This is a genomic window from Dorea chungnamensis, from assembly GCF_039832125.1.
Lineage (GTDB): Bacteria > Bacillota > Clostridia > Lachnospirales > Lachnospiraceae > JAFBIX01.
The window spans coordinates 1-17,587 of record NZ_JBDOHT010000023.1 but is presented as its reverse complement, the minus strand read 5'-3'; the positions used below and the strand labels follow the sequence as shown (position 1 = coordinate 17,587).

Here is a 17,587-nt window from a genome sequence, read left to right as displayed (position 1 = left end):
ATGATAAGCGGTATTTTTTATGCCTTTTGGCAGGAGGTTCAGCAATGAGTGTTAGGATCCGAGCTCCCTGCTAAGGGGAGATCACACAATATATGGCTCAAAAATACTAAATTTGGAAAGGAGAGATTCTGTAGATAGAGCCTGAAAATCTACAGTTTCAATATCACATATGGCGTTTTTTAGTTCAGCGATCAATATCTTACAGACCCTTGTTGTAGCCATCGGAGCCGGACTTGGTGTATGGGGTGTAATCAATTTGATGGAAGGATATGGCAATGACAATCGTGCGACACGTTCGTAAGTGAAAAGCTTACGCACAAAGTCGAAGGGCAATTGTAGCCCGAAACTTTGGAGAACTGATATTCCGATGGGTGAAATGAGGGGGTAACGTCCCGAAGCGCCACCCTAATACTCCGAATGGCGGGGAGCATGCAACGGCTCTCTCCAAAAGTTTATAGAGCTCGGTGAAGTCGGCAGAGAGCAATCGTAAGACTGGTTTTCAGGCCAGACACGAAAGCTGTCCAGAGGTGGATGGTGTTGCCTATATGCCGGGGGTCGGATATCCATGGTGAGAATGTATGAAAATACTGACGAAATTCCGAATGTACGAGTCTAAACGTTGATGCTGTCGAAAGGCAGTACACCTTTCATGGTGGTATCTGTGGGCAAGTAAAATTGGTTGTTATGAAAGTCCATGCATCGTTACAGGCGGTGCGGTTATGCATGACCAGATACAGGCTTAGAGGAAGAACCTAAAGATATCCAATGATAGGAATATCGGAACGTGGAAAGCTGGGGACACGGAGGCGGTTGCAAGCCAGTGATGTGGTGGATGGGAATACCTTCGCGAGAGGGCAATAACCATTCTTTATTCCAGTGAGAGTAGTGGCACAGTACCTATGAAGCCGTGAATAAGTAAGCGGTGGAGGGATAGCCACAAGTCGAATTCAGCAATGAAAATGAAAACACAACAAACACAGCTTCGAGTATGACAAAGAAAATCCAAACCGAAGGGAGAGGATGCCTGTGTTGACTTCGGGGCAGCAAGAAAGGAAAAGTAAACAGAGAAAAATCCGCAACTCAGAGTATTACGACATGGAAGGTACTTTTGACAGGCTGTATGCAGAAAGTAAGAAAGATAAAACCTTCAACCATCTGATGGAAATCATCGAGAGTGAAGAAAATATCAAGCTTGCATACAGAACGATAAAGAAGAATACAGGAAGTGATACTTCGGGAGTGGATAAAAGGACGATAGCCGACCTTGCAAAGTTAAGCGAGGAAGAATACGTCCGTCTCATACGGAAACAATTCAGTAATTATCATCCACGACCCGTAAGGCGAGTGGAGATACCAAAGCCCAATGGAAAGACCAGACCTCTGGGAATTCCAACTATCGTAGATCGGATCGTACAGCAATGTATTTTGCAGGTCATGGAGCCGATATGTGAAGCAAAATTCAGTGAGAACTCCAACGGGTTCCGCCCGAACCGTTCCGCTGAGACTGCTATTGCGCAATGCATGAGGCTGATACAGGTACAGCATCTGTACCATGTGGTTGACCTCGATATTAAAGGCTTCTTTGATAATATCAGCCATACAAAGCTGATGCGTCAGATATGGGCATTGGGAATTCGGGACAAAAAGCTGCTATGCATTATAAAAGAGATGTTGAAAGCACCTGTTGTTCTGCCAAATGGGGAGAAAACATATCCCACACGGGGTACTCCGCAAGGCGGTATTTTGTCGCCATTGCTTGCAAATATCGTATTAAATGAACTGGACTGGTGGATTGCTTCCCAATGGGAACAGATGCCAACAAAGACAAAATTCAAAACGAGGAGCAATGCGCAGGGAACAGAGATTAAGAGCCACGCTTACAGGGCTCTGCGCCGGAGCAGATTAAAAGAGATGCATGCAGTTCGGTACGCAGATGATTTTAAAATTTTCTGCGCATCACATGAGGATGCCGTCAGAGCATACAAGGCAACAGAGTTATGGCTAAAGGACAGGCTGGGGCTGGAAATCAGCCCTGACAAATCCAAAGTAGTTAATCTCAAAAGACAGTATTCTGATTTTCTCGGGTTCAAGCTGAAAGTCCGTAGAAAGGGTAAGAAATATGTGGTTCGGTCTCATATGAGCGATAAAGCATACAAAAAGGCTCATGATAAAGTCTCGGAAGAAGTAAAGGAACTGGCTCATTCGTCAGATGATAATGTTCAGTTCATGCAGCTTCAGAAATACAACTCTGTAGTTGCTGGACTTCATGAATACTATTGTATTTCCACAGAAGTATCTCATGACTTCAGCAGACTTGCCTTTAGTATCAACAAACAGCTCAGAAACAGACTGAAAGGCGACTTATCCAAAAAGGGACAACTCAGAAATGGGTTCATCAAAGAAAAGTATGGAACAAGCAGACAGATGAGGTTCCTTCATGGACGTCCGGTGGTTCCACTGGGATATGTCCAGCCGAAGAACGCCCAGCATAAAAGGAAATCCATCAATAAATACACGGTCAAAGGTCGGGAACAGATTCATAAGAATCTTGCAATCGACACAGCGACGATGTTATGGCTGATGAGAAATCCTGTAAAGGGTAGAACCATTGAATATGCGGATAACCGTATTTCTTTGTATGCGGCACAGTATGGTAAATGTGCAGTGACGGGAATTCCGATGGATTCTCATGATATTCATTGCCACCATAAAGTGCCGGTAAGCAATGGTGGTTCGGATGAATACGCAAATCTAATTCTTGTCAGCAAAGAGGTTCATATCCTTATCCATGCTTCCTCAGAACCCACGATTGAGAAGTACCTGAAATCCTTAAATCTTGACAATAAACAAATAGAAAAGCTTAACAAACTTCGTAGTATGGCAGAAATGCCACCTATTATTCTTTGAATTTAATGCTGTAACGAAGTGTGTAAGTTGTGTTTAAAACCCTGGACGGCTGAATTCGATGGAGCGCCGTGTGCGGTGAAAGTCGCATGCACGGTGTGGAGCGGGGGAAAATCCGGAGATAACTTCAAAGGATTACCTATCGCTATCCGGTGCTAAGAGCCAGGGCATCAAACAGCTGATGGCTGGTGCCGGAATCATGCTGCTGGGAACTACCCTGATTCCACAGCTGGCAACATTGTTCTCTTAAGAGGAGTGGTAGATGAACACCATCATTGAGAGAATTACGGAAGCGATAAAGGATATCCTGATCGGGCTTATCAAGTCCTGTTTGGATAACATGTTCACGTCTGTCAATGAGCAGGTGGGAACCATAGCCGGGCAGGTGGGACAGACACCGCAGGGATGGAATGCCGGAATCTTCAATCTGATCCAGAACATTTCCCAAACGGTGATTGTCCCCATTGCGGGACTGATCATCACATTTGTCCTGTGCTATGAACTGATTACGATGGTAACGCAGAAAAACAATTTCCATGAATTTGAGACTTACAACATTTTCCTCTGGATCTTTAAGGCGTATGTAGCCATTTATCTGGTGACGAATACGTTCAATATCACGATGGCGGTCTTTGACGTTGGCCAGCATGTGGTCACCAATGCCGCCGGAGTAATTTCCGGAAACACAGCAGTGGACGCATCGGAAGCAATCACAAGGATTGTGGATGCACTGGAAGATATGGAACTGGGGGATTTGTTCTTGTTATCCATGGAAACGCTGCTGATCAGTATTACCATGCGGATTCTGTCGATCATTATAACCGTTATTTTATACGGAAGAATGATAGAGATTTACCTTTATACTTCTATAGCACCAATTCCGTTTGCCACCATGACCAATAAGGAATGGGGCAATATCGGAAACAACTATTTAAAAGGCTTGTTCGCACTGGCATTTCAGGGATTCTTCATGATGGTCTGTGTGGGAATTTATGCAGTTTTAGTAAATGCAATGACCATATCCAGTGACCTTCATGCAGCAATGTTTTCAGTAGCGGCTTATACCGTGATTCTTGCATTTTCATTATTCAAGACCGGAAGCCTTAGCAAATCAATATTCAATGCCCATTAGCGGGCAGGAAAGGAGCGCATACCATGGCGTATGTACCAGTACCAAAAGACCTTACCAAGGTCAAAACAAAAGTAGCGTTAAATCTGACAAAACGGCAGCTGATTTTCTTTTCACTTGCCGCAGTAGTGGGAATTCCGTTTTATCTGTTCATGAGAAAACCAATCGGTTCCAGTATCGCAGCCATCCTGATGGTAACGATCATGCTTCCATTTTTCTTCATGGCAATGTATGAAAAAGACGGGCTTCCCTTTGAAAAAGTGGTGGCAAATATCATTCGACAGAAGTTTATCTGTCCGTCAGTAAGACCATATAAGACAGAAAATTTTTATCAGGAGATTTCCACCCTTGTAAAAAAGGAGGGTGTGCCGGATGGCAAAAAAGACAAAGCAGGAGGCTCAGCAGGAGCGTCTGTCCCTGGTGGAAAAAAGAAACCGTCAGGAAAGAAGAAACAAAAAAAGCAGAAAAGAAAGAGAACAGGAAAAGCGTAGGAAGAAGCAGGAACGGGACCGCAGGAAACAGAAAAATATTCCTACAACTGCGCAGCAGAGTATTCCGTATATTCGGATGCTGCAGGATGGTATTTGCCAGGTGACAAAGAACTTTTTCTCCAAGACGATTCAGTTTTATGACATCAACTATCAGCTTGCTTTAAATGAGGATAAGACCACGATATTTGAGAATTACTGTGATTTCTTAAATTACTTTGATTCTTCCATCAGTGTGCAGCTGTCCTTTATCAATCAGCAGGTGGATGTGGCAGAATTTGAGAAAAGCATTGACATTCCTGATCAGAACGATGACTTCAATGCCATTCGTGATGAGTACCGTACTATGTTGAAAAATCAGCTTTCAAAAGGAAATAATGGTCTGGTGAAGACAAAGTATATCACTTTTGGAATCGAAGCAGAAAGCCTGAAGGTGGCAAGACCAAGGCTTGAAAGAATCGAAACAGATATCTTAAACAACTTTAAGGTCCTGGGAGCACAGGCACATTCACTAAATGGTCTGGAAAGGCTGGAGATTCTATATCATGTGTTCAACCAGGATCGGATTGAACCATTTAAGTTCCAGTATAAGATGCTGCCGGAAACCGGATTAAAGACCAAAGATTTTATTGCACCGACTTCCTTTAACTTTTCCAAGAATCAGACATTTATGATGGGAAGAACGATGGGGAGTGTGAGTTACCTGCAGATTCTTGCACCGGAGCTGACAGACCGGATGCTTGCAGACTTCCTGGATGTGGATGACAGCATCAATGTCAACATTCATATCCAGTCCATTGATCAGAGTTCAGCAATCAAAATGATCAAGAGCAAGATTTCAGATCTGGATAAGATGAAGATTGAAGAGCAGAAACGGGCGGTACGTTCCGGTTATGATATGGACGTGCTTCCATCAGACCTTGTAACCTATGGAGAAGAGGCGAAGAACCTGTTGGAAGATCTGCAGTCCAGAAATGAGAGAATGTTCCTTGTGACATTTCTGGTAATGAATACCGCAAAGAAGCGTCAGAAGCTGGATAATAATATTTTCCAGGTGCAGGGAATTGCACAGAAATATAACTGTTCTTTAAAACAACTGGATTATCAGCAGGAAGCAGCACTCATGTCCTGTATTCCACTGGGAGTCAATCGAATTGAAATTCAGAGAGGGCTTACCACATCTTCAACAGCGATCTTCGTGCCATTTACGACACAGGAACTGTTTCAGGAAGGGGAAGCTCTTTATTATGGATTAAATGCATTATCCAACAACATGATCATGGTTGATCGGAAACGTCTGAAGAACCCGAATGGACTGATTCTTGGTACACCTGGTTCCGGTAAGTCCTTCTCAGCAAAGAGGGAAATTACAAACTGCTTCCTGATTACGGAAGACGATATCATTGTCTGTGATCCAGAAGCCGAATATTCGGCACTTGTGCAGGCACTGCATGGGCAGGTAGTTCGGGTTTCGCCAGTATCTGACCAGTATATCAATCCAATGGATCTGAACCTGAACTATTCCGAGGAAGATAATCCACTGTCACTGAAAGCAGATTTTATTCTGTCTTTGTGTGAGCTGATTGTTGGAGGAAAGAATGGACTGGAGCCGGTAGAAAAGACCATCATTGACCGCTGTGTACGGTTAGTATATCAGGAATATCTTGCCGATCCAGTGCCGGAGAAGATGCCAATCCTGGAGGATTTATATAACCTTCTGAGAAAACAGGAAGAGCCGGAAGCACAGCGACTGGCCACTTCGTTGGAAATCTATGTTACAGGTTCTCTGAATGTATTTAATCATCAGACAAACGTGGATATCAATAACCGCATTGTCTGTTTTGATATCAAGGAGCTTGGTAAGCAGTTGAAAAAGATCGGGATGCTTGTAATCCAGGATCAGGTCTGGAACAGGGTAACGATGAACCGTTCTGCCCATAAGTCCACCAGATACTATGTGGATGAGTTCCATCTTCTCTTAAAAGAGGAACAGACTGCAGCTTATAGTGTGGAGATCTGGAAGCGATTCCGTAAATGGGGTGGTATTCCAACTGGCATCACTCAGAATATTAAGGATTTGCTGTCTTCCAGGGAAATCGAGAATATATTTGAAAATTCAGATTTTATTTATATGCTGAACCAGGCTTCCGGAGACAGGCAGATTCTGGCAAAACAGCTGAATATCTCACCAACCCAGCTGTCCTATGTAACCAACAGTAATGAGGGTGAAGGACTTCTGTTTTATGGAAATGTCATTATCCCATTTGTAGACAGATTCCCGAAGAATTCCCTCTATAAAATCATGACAACCCGCTTGGAGGAGACTTCTGAAGCAGGTTAAAACAAAGGAGAAAACAATGTTACGAGCAATTTCATATGTATTAACTTTTAGTGGCGGTGCTGTTTTTGGCATCGCTTTTCTCTGTTTATTACAGGCAGGGAAAGGGTATCCGAAGAAGGAGGAGTAATCAGTGGCAGAACAGAGAATGAAAGTCAGGGACAAGAAAGTCCAGAAGATGACCAAGGATGGTCTGGTGGAAGAAAACCTGACAGATAAATCTTCTGTTCGTGTCAGTAACCGTGTCGGTGATGTGCAGATGGGAAGAAAACAGGGGGAAAAAGAAGAAAACCTTGTGGATAAGTCTCCCCGCCAGTCTGAACGGAGTGGGAAAAATATTCGACCCTCTGTGCAAAAATCCAGAGATGCACCGGAACTGATACGGACAGAGAAGCAAAGTGAGGATTTTGGACAGAGTAGTAAACAGCAAAATAGAAAAAGAATCCGTGCTGAAGTCGGAAAAGAATCCAGACTTGCAGAAGAATCCGAAGCCGGACAGTCAGGGAGACTGAAAGAAAAACGTGCTGATCTATCAGAAAACAGAGGAGACAGCCGGAGAAATCAGACAGGTGGCAGCAAAAAGCCAAAACAAAAACAACGTTTGAAGTTTGCTTATGAGGAAACTGGTGCTTCTGTGAAAAATGACAAAGATATGGAGAAATTGAACCAGATGGATACGGATGGAGTCAATTTCCGCCATCAGAAACAGAAAGAAAAAGCCAAAAAGTTTTCTTATGAAGAAGCAAGAAAGAAAAAGGAAGCAAAGCAGCATTCCAAGAAAGCACAGGTCTATCAGGCAAATGAAGGAGAAACTCCTGGAAAGAAAAAATCCCGTTTGAAGTTTGGTGAAGGGGAATCTGTGAAAACAGAAAAAACTTCTGTTGTCAAGAAAGCAGGAAGTGCAACTTCCGTAGCATTGCACCGTGAGATCAGCAAAAATGAAGACGATAATGCGGCGGTAGAAGGTGCCCATAAGTTAGAAGAAAGCGGCGAAGGTGTTTACCGGCTGGAACAGAGAAGTGCCAGACGCAGGAAACAGTGGGCATCCAGAAAAAGAAGCAGACTTGAAAGACAGGAAGAGAAACAGGCACAGGCTGCATCCCATCAGGAGCAGAAGAAGCTGAAAAAACAGATTCAGAAGCAACAGATCAAATGGGATTATGCCAAAGCGAAGCGAAGTGAACAGACAGTAGGAACAGCTACAAAAGGTACGATTGATTATATTAAGAAGATTGGCGGTAAGGTCACCAACTTCTTTAAAGAAAATCGGAAGGTGTATATCAGTGTAGCAGTTCTGATCGGATTGATGTTTCTGATCATAACGAATGTCACGTCATGTTCTGCAGTGTTTTTACAAAATGTAATCACTTACACAGGGACCAGTTATCTGTCATCGGATCAGGCAATCCGGGAAGCGGAATTGTATTATACACAGCTGGAAGCTAATCTGCAGGAGCGGATCAACAACATGGAATCTGAAGAACCGGGACATGAGGAATACCGATATAACATCGGACCTATTGAGCATGATCCGTTTATCCTGATCAGTTATCTGTCAGCAAAGTATGAAGAATTTACCTTTGAACAGGTAAAGCCAGAACTGGATGCTCTTTTTGCATTGCAGTATCGGTTAGAAACAGAAGCAGTCAATGAGACTGTGACAGAGACAGCAACTGTAAGAGTTGGAGAATCTTTGGGACAGGTTGTGACCAGTGGGTATTGTAACTGCCCAATTTGTTGTGGTATTTGGAGCGGAGGACCGACTGCCAGTGGAGCATATCCAACTGCCAATCATACCTTAGCGGTAGATGCTTCCAATCCGTTTGTACCAATGGGAACAAAGGTAGTTATGAATGGTGTCGAATATACTGTAGAAGATACCGGAGCTTTCGCAAGATACGGTGTACAGTTTGATGTCTATTATGACAGTCATGCGGCAGCATCTGCACATGGACATCAAACATGGGAATGTTATCTGGCAGATGATAATGGAAGCAATGAAGTGGAAGTGACCAGGACAAGAGATGTAGATGTGCTGAATGTCACCTTAAATAGTGGAAACCTGATGTCAATCTGTCAGGACAGGTTGGGATTTTTCCAGAAAGAACTGTTCAGTGCCTACAACGATACAAAAGGCAACTTGCAGATGTTTGCAACACCGGTTGATTTTAACTGGTATTCCAGTGTGACCAGCTATTATGGATACAGGATTCATCCAATATCAGGAGCAAATCAGCTTCATAATGGTATGGATATCGGAGCACCGGAAGGGACAAAAGTAATGGCAGGGCTGACCGGAACGGTTACAACTTCTGCTTATAACGACAGCTATGGCAATTATGTTGTGATCAAGGACAGTAAAGGCTATGAACTGCGGTATGCACATTTAAGCAGCCGGAGTGTATCTGCAGGAGCATCCGTCACGAAAGGTGATGAGATAGGGCTTGTAGGAAATACTGGAAATTCTACAGGAAGCCATCTTCACATTGAACTTCTGAAAAATGGAGAGCGGTTAAACCCGATCTTTTATCTGGAAACAGGAGAAGGGGCAGGATTTGGCGGCAATGAATATACCAGTGAAGCAGCACAGCGTTTGTTAAATGAAGCAGCGAGATATCTTGGGACACCGTATGTGTGGGGTGGATATTCGCCAAGTGGATTTGACTGTTCTGGATTCGTAAGTTACTGCCTGACACATTCAGGTGTAAGGAATACAGGAAGATTAACGGCACAGGGATTGTATGACATTTGTACGCCGGTATCTCAGTCAGAAGCACAGCCAGGAGATCTGATCTTCTTTACAGGTACTTACGATGCAGGAGTTCCGGTAACGCATATCGGAATCTATGTGGGCAATGGTCAGATGATCCATTGTGGGCATCCGGTGCAGTATACGTCCATCAACTCTCCATACTGGCAGAGTCATTTCTATGGATTCGGACGATGGTAAGGAAAAGGGCGGTGTAACAGCCGTCCGGAAAGGAGAAGCGATGAAAAGTCTTGAAAAAGCAACGGCAGATTATGAGAAAGCCAAGGAAAAAATGGAAGCATCCAAAGCCAGATATGAAGCAGATTTAAAGCGTTTCAAGGCTGCGGAGATAGCAAAAACAGAAGCGGAAAATCTGGAAATTGTAAAAATTATCCGTGCAATGGATATGAGCATTCCAGAGCTGGAAGCTTTCAAAAAGAGAATGAAAAATGAACTGCCCGGCAGGGTAGAAATACAGAAGGAGGAAACAAGGTCTGATGATGAATTTAGAGAAGATGAAACAGAAGAAATCTAAAAATAGCGTGAAAAAAGGATTGCTTGCGGCAACAACGATTCTTTGCTTGACATCGCCTATGTTGCAGACACAGAGTGTGTTAGCGGCAGAGAATACAGCACCCGCAATTACGATTGAAAAGCCAGATGGCTGGAGACAGGGGGAAACGGCAGTCGCAATTACTGTGGATGCCAGTCATATGCCAGAAGGATTTTCTATCACAAAAATTGAAGCGAAAGCTGGGAAAGACGGAAGCTGGCAGGATGTGACAGGGAATGGAAGTATTTCCATTACTGGTAATCAGACGGTCTATGTGCGTGTGACAGATGGTGAGGGGAAGGTCTATGAGCAGAATCGCTCTATTAAGTGTTATGACACAGAAAAGCCTACGCTTTCTGCATCTCTGACAGATGGTGTACTGACGATTCAGGGAAATGATACCGTTTCCGGCATTACTTCTGTGACAGTTAATGGCACCACTTATACAGATCTGAAGGATGGAATGCTGAGAGTGCAACTGACACAGAAAGATTTTACAACAAAACAGATTGAAATCACGGTAACGGATGGTGCCGGAAATACTTCTGAAAAGTATGTGTTGCAGAATCCTTATTATGAATGGGCAAAGAAGCAGGCAGAGAAACAGAAAACTTCAGGTGACAGCAATGGTGCGATGGCAACCACGACCAGTGCAGATGCAACTGGGACTGAGAAAACAACGACTTCACCACTTCCGCAGGATGCACAGGCTTCTGAGCCAACAGATGCAAAAGGAACTGTGGATGATCGGACAGTGACAGGTATTGAGGAACAGCTTAATAAAGAAGGCGAGACAGCAGATTCTGTTACCAAAACAGCTACGGAAGGCACAAAAGAGTTTTATACCATTTCAACTAAGAGTGGTAAGATTTTTTATCTGATCATCGACAATTCAAAATCTCAGGATAATGTGTATTTCCTTACCGAAGTCAGTGAGAAAGACCTGATGAACTTCACACTTTCTGATTCTGTGACACTTCCGGAAGTAGATATTGTTTATGCAGAACCAGAGAAACAGGCTGAAGAAGAAAAGCCGGAAACGACAGAGACAGATGAGAAAGATAAGGTAGAGGATGAAATTCAGATGCCAGAAGACAAAAGTTTGGCAGGGACTTATCTACTGATCGGATTGGTTGCTGTTGGAGCTGCGGCAGGTGGTTATTACTTGAAAGTCTACAAACCGAAACATGAATATGATGATGAAGATGAGATGGAAGAGGATGAAAATGAATCCGAAGATTCAGAGTCAGAAAAACGGGAAGTAGACGATGCAGATGAGCAGGAAGAACAGGAAAATGCAGGGACAGAAGTTTTGAAAGATGAAGATTTCAATGATGAGGTACTAGAAGATGAAGAAGAGGAGCAGGAGTAAATGAAATTAGTGATTGCAGAAAAGCCATCGGTTGCGATGGCACTGGCTTCCGTGCTTGGAGCCAGAACAAGAAAAGATGGCTACGTGGAGGGAAACGGTTATATCGTTTCCTGGTGCGTAGGACATCTAGTTGGATTATGTGATGCATCGGAATACGATGAAAAATATAAAAAATGGAGATATGATGATCTGCCGATTGTGCCAGAATGTTGGAAACATAAGGTATTGGAAGGTACGAAAAAGCAGTTTGGAATCTTAAAGAAACTTATGAGAGATTCCAAAGTAGATGAAGTGATCTGTGCCACTGATGTAGGACGGATTTTGCGGACATTCAAAATAAAAAAGAATGTGGAGGTAACAGACAATGGCAAAATCATTATTTGAGGAACTGGGCGGCAAATACGAAAGGCAAGGGGATTATTTGATACCGTGCTTAACTGTACCCGCCGAAGAAGAACAGGCAATAGGCATCTGGGGGCAACGGCATTTAGATTATCTAAAACAGTACCGTAAAGTTACATACACCAATCTTCTTACAAGCGGCAGGCTAAACGCCTACCTTGCCGACATCAACAGACAGGCACAGGAACGCTTTGAAAGGCTCATAGAGGGTATGAAACAGGCACAGGGCATAACGGAACAGCTAAAGGCAGAAAACGCCTTAGAATGGACAGGATGCCTCAATAACATAAGGGCTTGTGCGAGGGAGATTGTGGAAAAGGAAATTATTTTTGCATAAACAGATGATTAGTGGCAGGGGGAAATCCTGCCGCTTTTTCTGCTTTAGTTTGTCAGCTTGACAAATAAAGGGTTAAGGAATATAATTAGATTCAGTATTATACAAGGAGTTAATAAATATGCGGCAAGGTATTCTTAAATAAACTGTCAATTTGATAGTGGGAACAAAAAGTAGCAGTCCCGTTTCACTTTTAATATGGGGCTTAGTTTTTTGTACCCAGTTTAAGAATACTTTTATCATGTAATTTTATATGCCCGAAAACATATAAGTGTTTTGGGGCTATTGGAGTTATTTACCCAGTGATAGGAGTATTTATCACTGGGTATTTTTATGCCCTTTTTTGGGTGTTGATAGGAGGAAAATCACATGAAAATAATTAACTTAGGCATTCTGGCTCACGTTGACGCAGGAAAGACAACATTAACGGAAAGTTTATTGTATACCAGTGGTGCAATTGCAGAACTAGGGAGCGTAGATGAAGGCACAACAAGGACAGATACAATGAATTTGGAGCGTCAAAGGGGAATCACTATCCAGACAGCAGTGACATCTTTTCAGTGGGAGGATGTAAAAGTCAACATTATAGATACGCCAGGCCATATGGATTTTTTGGCGGAAGTATACCGTTCTTTATCCGTATTAGACGGAGCAGTATTATTAGTTTCTGCAAAGGATGGCATACAGGCACAGACCCGTATACTGTTTCATGCACTACAGATAATGAAGATTCCGACAATTTTTTTCATCAATAAAATTGACCAAGAGGGGATTGATTTGCCAATGGTATATCGGGAAATGAAAGCAAAGCTTTCTTCGGAAATTATAGTGAAGCAAAAGGTTGGGCAGCATCCCCATATAAATGTAACGGACAATGACGATATGGAACAGTGGGATGCGGTAATTATGGGAAACGATGAACTATTAGAGAAATATATGTCAGGGAAACCGTTTAAAATGTCAGAACTGGAACAGGAAGAAAACAGGAGATTCCAAAACGGAACGTTATTTCCCGTTTATCACGGAAGCGCTAAAAACAATCTGGGGATTCGGCAGCTTATAGAAGTAATTGCCAGTAAATTTTATTCATCAACGCCTGAAGGTCAATCTGAACTATGCGGGCAGGTTTTTAAGATTGAATATTCAGAGAAAAGGCGGCGTTTTGTTTATGTGCGTATATATAGCGGAACATTGCATTTGAGGGATGTTATTAGAATATCTGAAAAAGAGAAAATAAAAATCACAGAGATGTGTGTTCCGACAAACGGTGAAATCGTCCCGGCTGACCATGCCTGTCCGGGAGAAATTGTTATTTTAGCTGATGATACTTTGAAACTGAACGACATTCTGGGAAATGAAAAACTCCTGCCTCACAAAACATGGATTGATAATCCCATGCCATTACTTCGGACAACGGTAGAGCCGCAAAAGCCGGAGCAAAGGGAAGCCCTGTTAAATGCCCTCGCAGAGATTGCTGATACAGACCCTCTTTTGCATTTTGACATTGATACTGTTACACATGAGATTATGTTATCTTTTTTGGGGAATGTGCAGATGGAAGTCATTTGTGCCATCCTTGAGGAAAAATATCATGTGGAGGCAGAAATAAAAGAGCCTACTGTTATATATATGGAAAGACCGCTTAGAAAAGCAGAATATACCATCCACATAGAAGTCCCGCCAAATCCTTTCTGGGCTTCTGTCGGGTTGTCCATAGAGCCGCTCCCTATTGGAAGCGGAGTGCAGTATGAAAGCAGAGTTTCACTTGGATATTTAAATCAATCGTTCCAAAATGCGGTTATGGAGGGGGTTCTTTATGGCTGCGAGCAGGGGCTGTATGGATGGAAAGTGACAGACTGTAAAATCTGTTTTGAATATGGATTGTATTATAGTCCTGTAAGTACCCCCGCAGACTTTCGGCTGCTTTCCCCTATCGTATTGGAGCAGGCTTTAAAAAAAGCAGGGACAGAACTATTAGAGCCATATCTCCACTTTGAAATTTATGCACCGCAGGAATATCTCTCACGGGCGTATCATGATGCTCCAAGGTATTGTGCAGATATTGTAAGTACTCAGATAAAGAATGACGAGGTCATTCTGAAAGGAGAAATCCCTGCTAGATGTATTCAAGAATACAGGAACGATTTAACTTATTTCACAAATGGGCAGGGAGTCTGCTTGACAGAGTTAAAAGGATACCAGCCAGCTATTGGTAAATTTATTTGCCAACCCCGCCGCCCGAATAGCCGTATAGATAAGGTTCGGCATATGTTCCACAAGTTAGCTTAACAGCTTGCAAAAGTCATATAAAATGAGATTTGAAAGGAGAATGTAACTTCATGTTTGCTAAAAATTCAAAGGCATATTCTGTCTACCTGCTGTTCCGATTTGTCTGTTCCCTGGCGGTTTCTATGTCCACAGTGCTTTCCATCGTGTACCACCTGGAGGTGGTGCAGCTGGATGCTTTCCAGCTTGTCCTGGTAGGGACGGTTCTGGAGACCTCCTGCTTTCTGTTCGAGATACCCACCGGTGTGGTGGCGGATTTGTATAGCCGTCGGCGCTCGGTGCTGATTGGAATGTTCCTCTACGGCCTGGGCTTTCTGATGGAGGGTGCGCTACCGTGGTTCGCGCCGGTTCTGCTGGCCCAGGTTGTCTGGGGTTGCGGTGATACCTTCATCACCGGCGCTCTGGAGGCGTGGATTGCCTCGGAGGAAGAGGACAAACCCATAGACAAGGTGTTCCTGCGGGGCAGTCAAATGGGGCAAATCGGCGGCGTTCTGGGCGTGGTGCTGGGCACACTGCTGGGAAACATAAACCTGCAAATGCCTGTCATCTTGGGGGGCAGTTTGTGCTTGTTGTTGGGGCTGGTGTTGGTTCGCATCATGCCAGAAACCAACTTCTCCCCTGCTATTGAGGAACGGCAGGGCTTGCTTAAAGACTTTGTCTGCCTGTTCAAGCTCAACCTGGGCTTTGTGAAAGGCGCACCTGTGTTGCTGGCGCTCTTAGCAATCACACTATGCGGGGGACTTGCCAGTGAAGGCTTTGACCGGCTCTCCACCGCTCATTTTCTGGATGACACGGTAATACCCGTTATCGGGCCGCTGAACAGCGTCACTTGGTTCGGTGTTATCAGTCTTATCGGCAGCGGCTTAGGTATTCTGGCTTCTCAGTTGCTCATCGCCCGCATGGAGAAAAAAGGGACTGTCAGCCGAACCAGTGTGGTCATGTCCACCAGCGCCGGGTATATCCTGTGCCTGGTTCTCTTCGCGGTGGGGCGGAGCTTTTGGTTCATGTTGTTGGTGTTCCTGCTGGCGGGGCTTATGCGCACCATCAAGGAGCCTGTGCTGGCCGCCTGGATGAACGACCATGTGGATGAGAAAATGCGCGCCACAGTCTTTTCCACCAGCGGACAGCTGGACTCTTTCGGGCAGATCATCGGCGGGCCTATTGTGGGGCTGGTAGCCCAGCAGGTGTCCATACCCTGGGGGCTGGTCTGTACCGCTTTCCTGCTGTTGCCCGCGCTGTTCTTAGTGCCGGTGGCGGGAAAGAAGCGGGATTGATATGGCATAGTTAAGTTTACTGACGAGCGGGAGATTACTTCCGCTCGTCTTCATTTAGTAGCGCAAAATTTGAGGACTCTTTATTTCCTTATTCGGTATAGCGGAGGCGGCTGTCAATTCGACATAATTTTCTTGTGATACTTTACCGTACATGAGCATTCGCACCCGATAGCGATAGGTAATCCTTTGAAGTTATCTCCGGATTTTCCCCCGCTCCACACCGTGCATGCGACTTTCACCGCACACGGCGCTCCATCGAATTCAGCCGTCCAGGGCTTTTAAACACAACTTACACACTTCGTTACAGCATTAAATTCAAAGAATAATAGGTGGCATTTCTGCCATAGTACGAAGTTTGTTAAGCTTTTCTATTTGTTTATTGTCAAGATTTAAGGATTTCAGGTACTTCTCAATCGTAGGTTCTGAAGAAGCATGGATAAGGATATGAACCGCTTTGCTGACAAGAATAAGATTTGCGTATTCATCCGAACCGCCATTGCTAACCGGCACTTTATGGTGGCAGTGAATATCGTGGGAATCCATCGGAATTCCTGTCACTGCACATTTACCATACTGTGCCGCATACAAAGAAATACGGTTATCCGCATATTCAATGGTTCTGCCCTTTACAGGATTTCTCATCAGCCATAACATTGTCGCTGTGTCGATTGCAAGATTCTTATGAATCTGTTCCCGACCTTTGACCGTATATTTATTGATGGATTTCCTTTTATGCTGGGCATTCTTTGACTGGACATATCCCAGTGGAACCACCGGACGTCCATGAAGGAACCTCATCTGTCTGCTTGCTCCATACTTTTCTTTAATAAACCCATTTCTGAGCTGTCCCTTTTTGGATAAGTCGCCTTTCAGTCTGTTTCTGAGCTGTTTGTTGATACTGAAGGCAAGTCTGCTGAAGTCATGGGATACTTCTGTAGAAATACAATAGTATTCATGAAGTCCAGCAACTACAGAGTTATATTTCTGAAGCTGCATGAACTGAGCATTATCATCTGACGAATGAGCCAGTTTCTTTACTTCTTCCGAGACTTTTTCATGAGCCTTTTTGTATGCTTTATCGCTCATATGAGACCGAACCACATATTTCTTACCCTTTTTACGGACTTTCAGCTTGAACCCGAGAAAATCAGAATACTGTCTTTTGAGATTTACTACTTTGGATTTGTCAGGGCTGATTTCCAGCCCCAGCCTGTCCTTTAGCCATAACTCTGTTGCCTTGTATGCTCTGACAGCATCCTCATGTGTTGCGCAGAAAATTTTAAAATCATCTGCGTACCGAACTGCATGCATCTCTTTTAATCTGCTCCGGCGCAGAGCCCTGTAAGCGTGGCTCTTAATCTCTGTTCCCTGCGCATTGCTCCTCGTTTTGAATTTTGTTTTTGTTGGCATCTCCTCCCATTGTGAGGCAATCCACCAATCCAGTTCATTCAATACGATGTTTGCAAGCAATGGCGACAAAATACCTCCTTGCGGGGTACCCCGTGCGGGATATGTTTTCTCCCCATTTGGCAGAACAACAGGTGCATTCAGCATCTCTTTTATAATGCATAACAGCTTTTTGTCCCGGATTCCCAATGCCCATATCTGACGAATCAGCTTTGTATGGCTGATATTGTCAAAGAAGCCTTTAATATCGAGGTCAACCACATGGTACAGATGCTGTACCTGTATCAGCCTCATGCATTGCGCAATAGCAGTCTCAGCGGAACGGTTCGGGCGGAACCCGTTGGAGTTCTC

Annotated in this window: 13 protein-coding genes and 2 pseudogenes; 14 read left to right on the top strand and 1 reads right to left on the bottom strand. The window is 44.0% G+C overall.

Features of this window, described 5'->3' with window-relative positions:
- The first annotated feature begins 169 nt into the window (after positions 1 to 169).
- From ABE613_RS14190 to tet(40), 14 genes and pseudogenes are all read left to right on the top strand, one after another.
- Positions 170 to 301, top strand: a complete 132-nt coding sequence (locus ABE613_RS14190) for a Maff2 family mobile element protein (RefSeq protein WP_081019507.1) — start codon at positions 170 to 172, stop codon at positions 299 to 301.
- A 719-nt stretch (positions 302 to 1,020) separates the two neighbouring features.
- On the top strand, positions 1,021 to 2,907 hold the full coding sequence (ltrA, locus tag ABE613_RS14185; protein ID WP_096240995.1) for a group II intron reverse transcriptase/maturase: 1,887 nt from the start codon (positions 1,021 to 1,023) through the stop codon (positions 2,905 to 2,907).
- A gap of 148 nt (positions 2,908 to 3,055) precedes the next feature.
- Positions 3,056 to 3,154: pseudogene (locus ABE613_RS14180) on the top strand (Maff2 family mobile element protein); the annotation flags it as partial.
- Between the two features lie 12 nt (positions 3,155 to 3,166).
- A complete protein-coding gene (locus ABE613_RS14175; protein WP_114002798.1) occupies positions 3,167 to 4,036 on the top strand; it encodes a VirB6/TrbL-like conjugal transfer protein, CD1112 family in 870 nt (289 codons plus the stop codon).
- 23 nt (positions 4,037 to 4,059) lie between these two features.
- Positions 4,060 to 4,524, top strand: a complete 465-nt coding sequence (locus tag ABE613_RS14170) for a PrgI family protein (protein ID WP_028086441.1) — start codon at positions 4,060 to 4,062, stop codon at positions 4,522 to 4,524.
- Positions 4,406 to 6,862: a VirB4-like conjugal transfer ATPase, CD1110 family gene (locus ABE613_RS14165; protein WP_172674968.1), complete on the top strand. Its 2,457-nt coding sequence runs from the start codon at positions 4,406 to 4,408 to the stop codon at positions 6,860 to 6,862. Before ABE613_RS14170 ends, ABE613_RS14165 begins: the two co-directional genes overlap by 119 nt.
- A 16-nt stretch (positions 6,863 to 6,878) precedes the next feature.
- The gene (locus tag ABE613_RS14160) at positions 6,879 to 6,989 is read left to right on the top strand and encodes a hypothetical protein (RefSeq protein WP_008688066.1); all 111 of its coding nucleotides are present in this window, start codon (positions 6,879 to 6,881) and stop codon (positions 6,987 to 6,989) included.
- 18 nt (positions 6,990 to 7,007) lie between these two features.
- Positions 7,008 to 9,809: a CD1108 family mobile element protein gene (locus ABE613_RS14155; RefSeq protein WP_028086444.1), complete on the top strand. Its 2,802-nt coding sequence runs from the start codon at positions 7,008 to 7,010 to the stop codon at positions 9,807 to 9,809.
- A complete protein-coding gene (locus tag ABE613_RS14150) occupies positions 9,790 to 10,143 on the top strand; it encodes a DUF4315 family protein (RefSeq protein WP_227163109.1) in 354 nt (117 codons plus the stop codon). The genes ABE613_RS14155 and ABE613_RS14150 overlap by 20 nt, the downstream gene beginning before the upstream one ends.
- Positions 10,106 to 11,533 (top strand): CD1107 family mobile element protein, encoded by a 1,428-nt coding sequence (locus ABE613_RS14145; protein ID WP_028086446.1) that lies wholly within the window; start codon positions 10,106 to 10,108, stop codon positions 11,531 to 11,533. The genes ABE613_RS14150 and ABE613_RS14145 overlap by 38 nt, the downstream gene beginning before the upstream one ends.
- Positions 11,534 to 11,851, top strand: a pseudogene (locus tag ABE613_RS14140) (toprim domain-containing protein); the annotation flags it as partial.
- 46 nt (positions 11,852 to 11,897) lie between these two features.
- Complete coding sequence (locus ABE613_RS14135) at positions 11,898 to 12,272, top strand: TnpV protein (protein ID WP_001129922.1); 375 nt, start codon at positions 11,898 to 11,900, stop codon at positions 12,270 to 12,272.
- A gap of 366 nt (positions 12,273 to 12,638) precedes the next feature.
- Complete coding sequence (tet(O), locus tag ABE613_RS14130; RefSeq protein WP_006427719.1) at positions 12,639 to 14,558, top strand: tetracycline resistance ribosomal protection protein Tet(O); 1,920 nt, start codon at positions 12,639 to 12,641, stop codon at positions 14,556 to 14,558.
- 50 nt (positions 14,559 to 14,608) lie between these two features.
- Positions 14,609 to 15,829, top strand: coding sequence for a tetracycline efflux MFS transporter Tet(40) (gene tet(40), locus ABE613_RS14125; RefSeq protein WP_009247026.1), 1,221 nt, complete (start codon positions 14,609 to 14,611; stop codon positions 15,827 to 15,829).
- Between the two features lie 315 nt (positions 15,830 to 16,144).
- On the opposite strand, the gene ABE613_RS14120 is transcribed toward tet(40), so the two are convergent.
- Positions 16,145 to 17,587, bottom strand: a 1,443-nt coding sequence (locus ABE613_RS14120; RefSeq protein WP_347376718.1) for a reverse transcriptase domain-containing protein, incomplete at its 5' end; no start/stop codon positions are given.

Excerpts from the sequence above, each read along its gene's own strand:
- ABE613_RS14190 (WP_081019507.1), top strand. The coding sequence starts at position 170 with ATGGCGTTTTTTAGTTCAGCGATCAATATCTTACAGACCCTTGTTGTA.
- ltrA (WP_096240995.1), top strand. The coding sequence starts at position 1,021 with ATGCCTGTGTTGACTTCGGGGCAGCAAGAAAGGAAAAGTAAACAGAGA.
- ABE613_RS14175 (WP_114002798.1), top strand. The coding sequence starts at position 3,167 with ATGAACACCATCATTGAGAGAATTACGGAAGCGATAAAGGATATCCTG.
- ABE613_RS14170 (WP_028086441.1), top strand. The coding sequence starts at position 4,060 with ATGGCGTATGTACCAGTACCAAAAGACCTTACCAAGGTCAAAACAAAA.
- ABE613_RS14165 (WP_172674968.1), top strand. The coding sequence starts at position 4,406 with ATGGCAAAAAAGACAAAGCAGGAGGCTCAGCAGGAGCGTCTGTCCCTG.
- ABE613_RS14160 (WP_008688066.1), top strand. The coding sequence starts at position 6,879 with ATGTTACGAGCAATTTCATATGTATTAACTTTTAGTGGCGGTGCTGTT.
- ABE613_RS14155 (WP_028086444.1), top strand. The coding sequence starts at position 7,008 with ATGAAAGTCAGGGACAAGAAAGTCCAGAAGATGACCAAGGATGGTCTG.
- ABE613_RS14150 (WP_227163109.1), top strand. The coding sequence starts at position 9,790 with ATGGATTCGGACGATGGTAAGGAAAAGGGCGGTGTAACAGCCGTCCGG.
- ABE613_RS14145 (WP_028086446.1), top strand. The coding sequence starts at position 10,106 with ATGATGAATTTAGAGAAGATGAAACAGAAGAAATCTAAAAATAGCGTG.
- ABE613_RS14135 (WP_001129922.1), top strand. The coding sequence starts at position 11,898 with ATGGCAAAATCATTATTTGAGGAACTGGGCGGCAAATACGAAAGGCAA.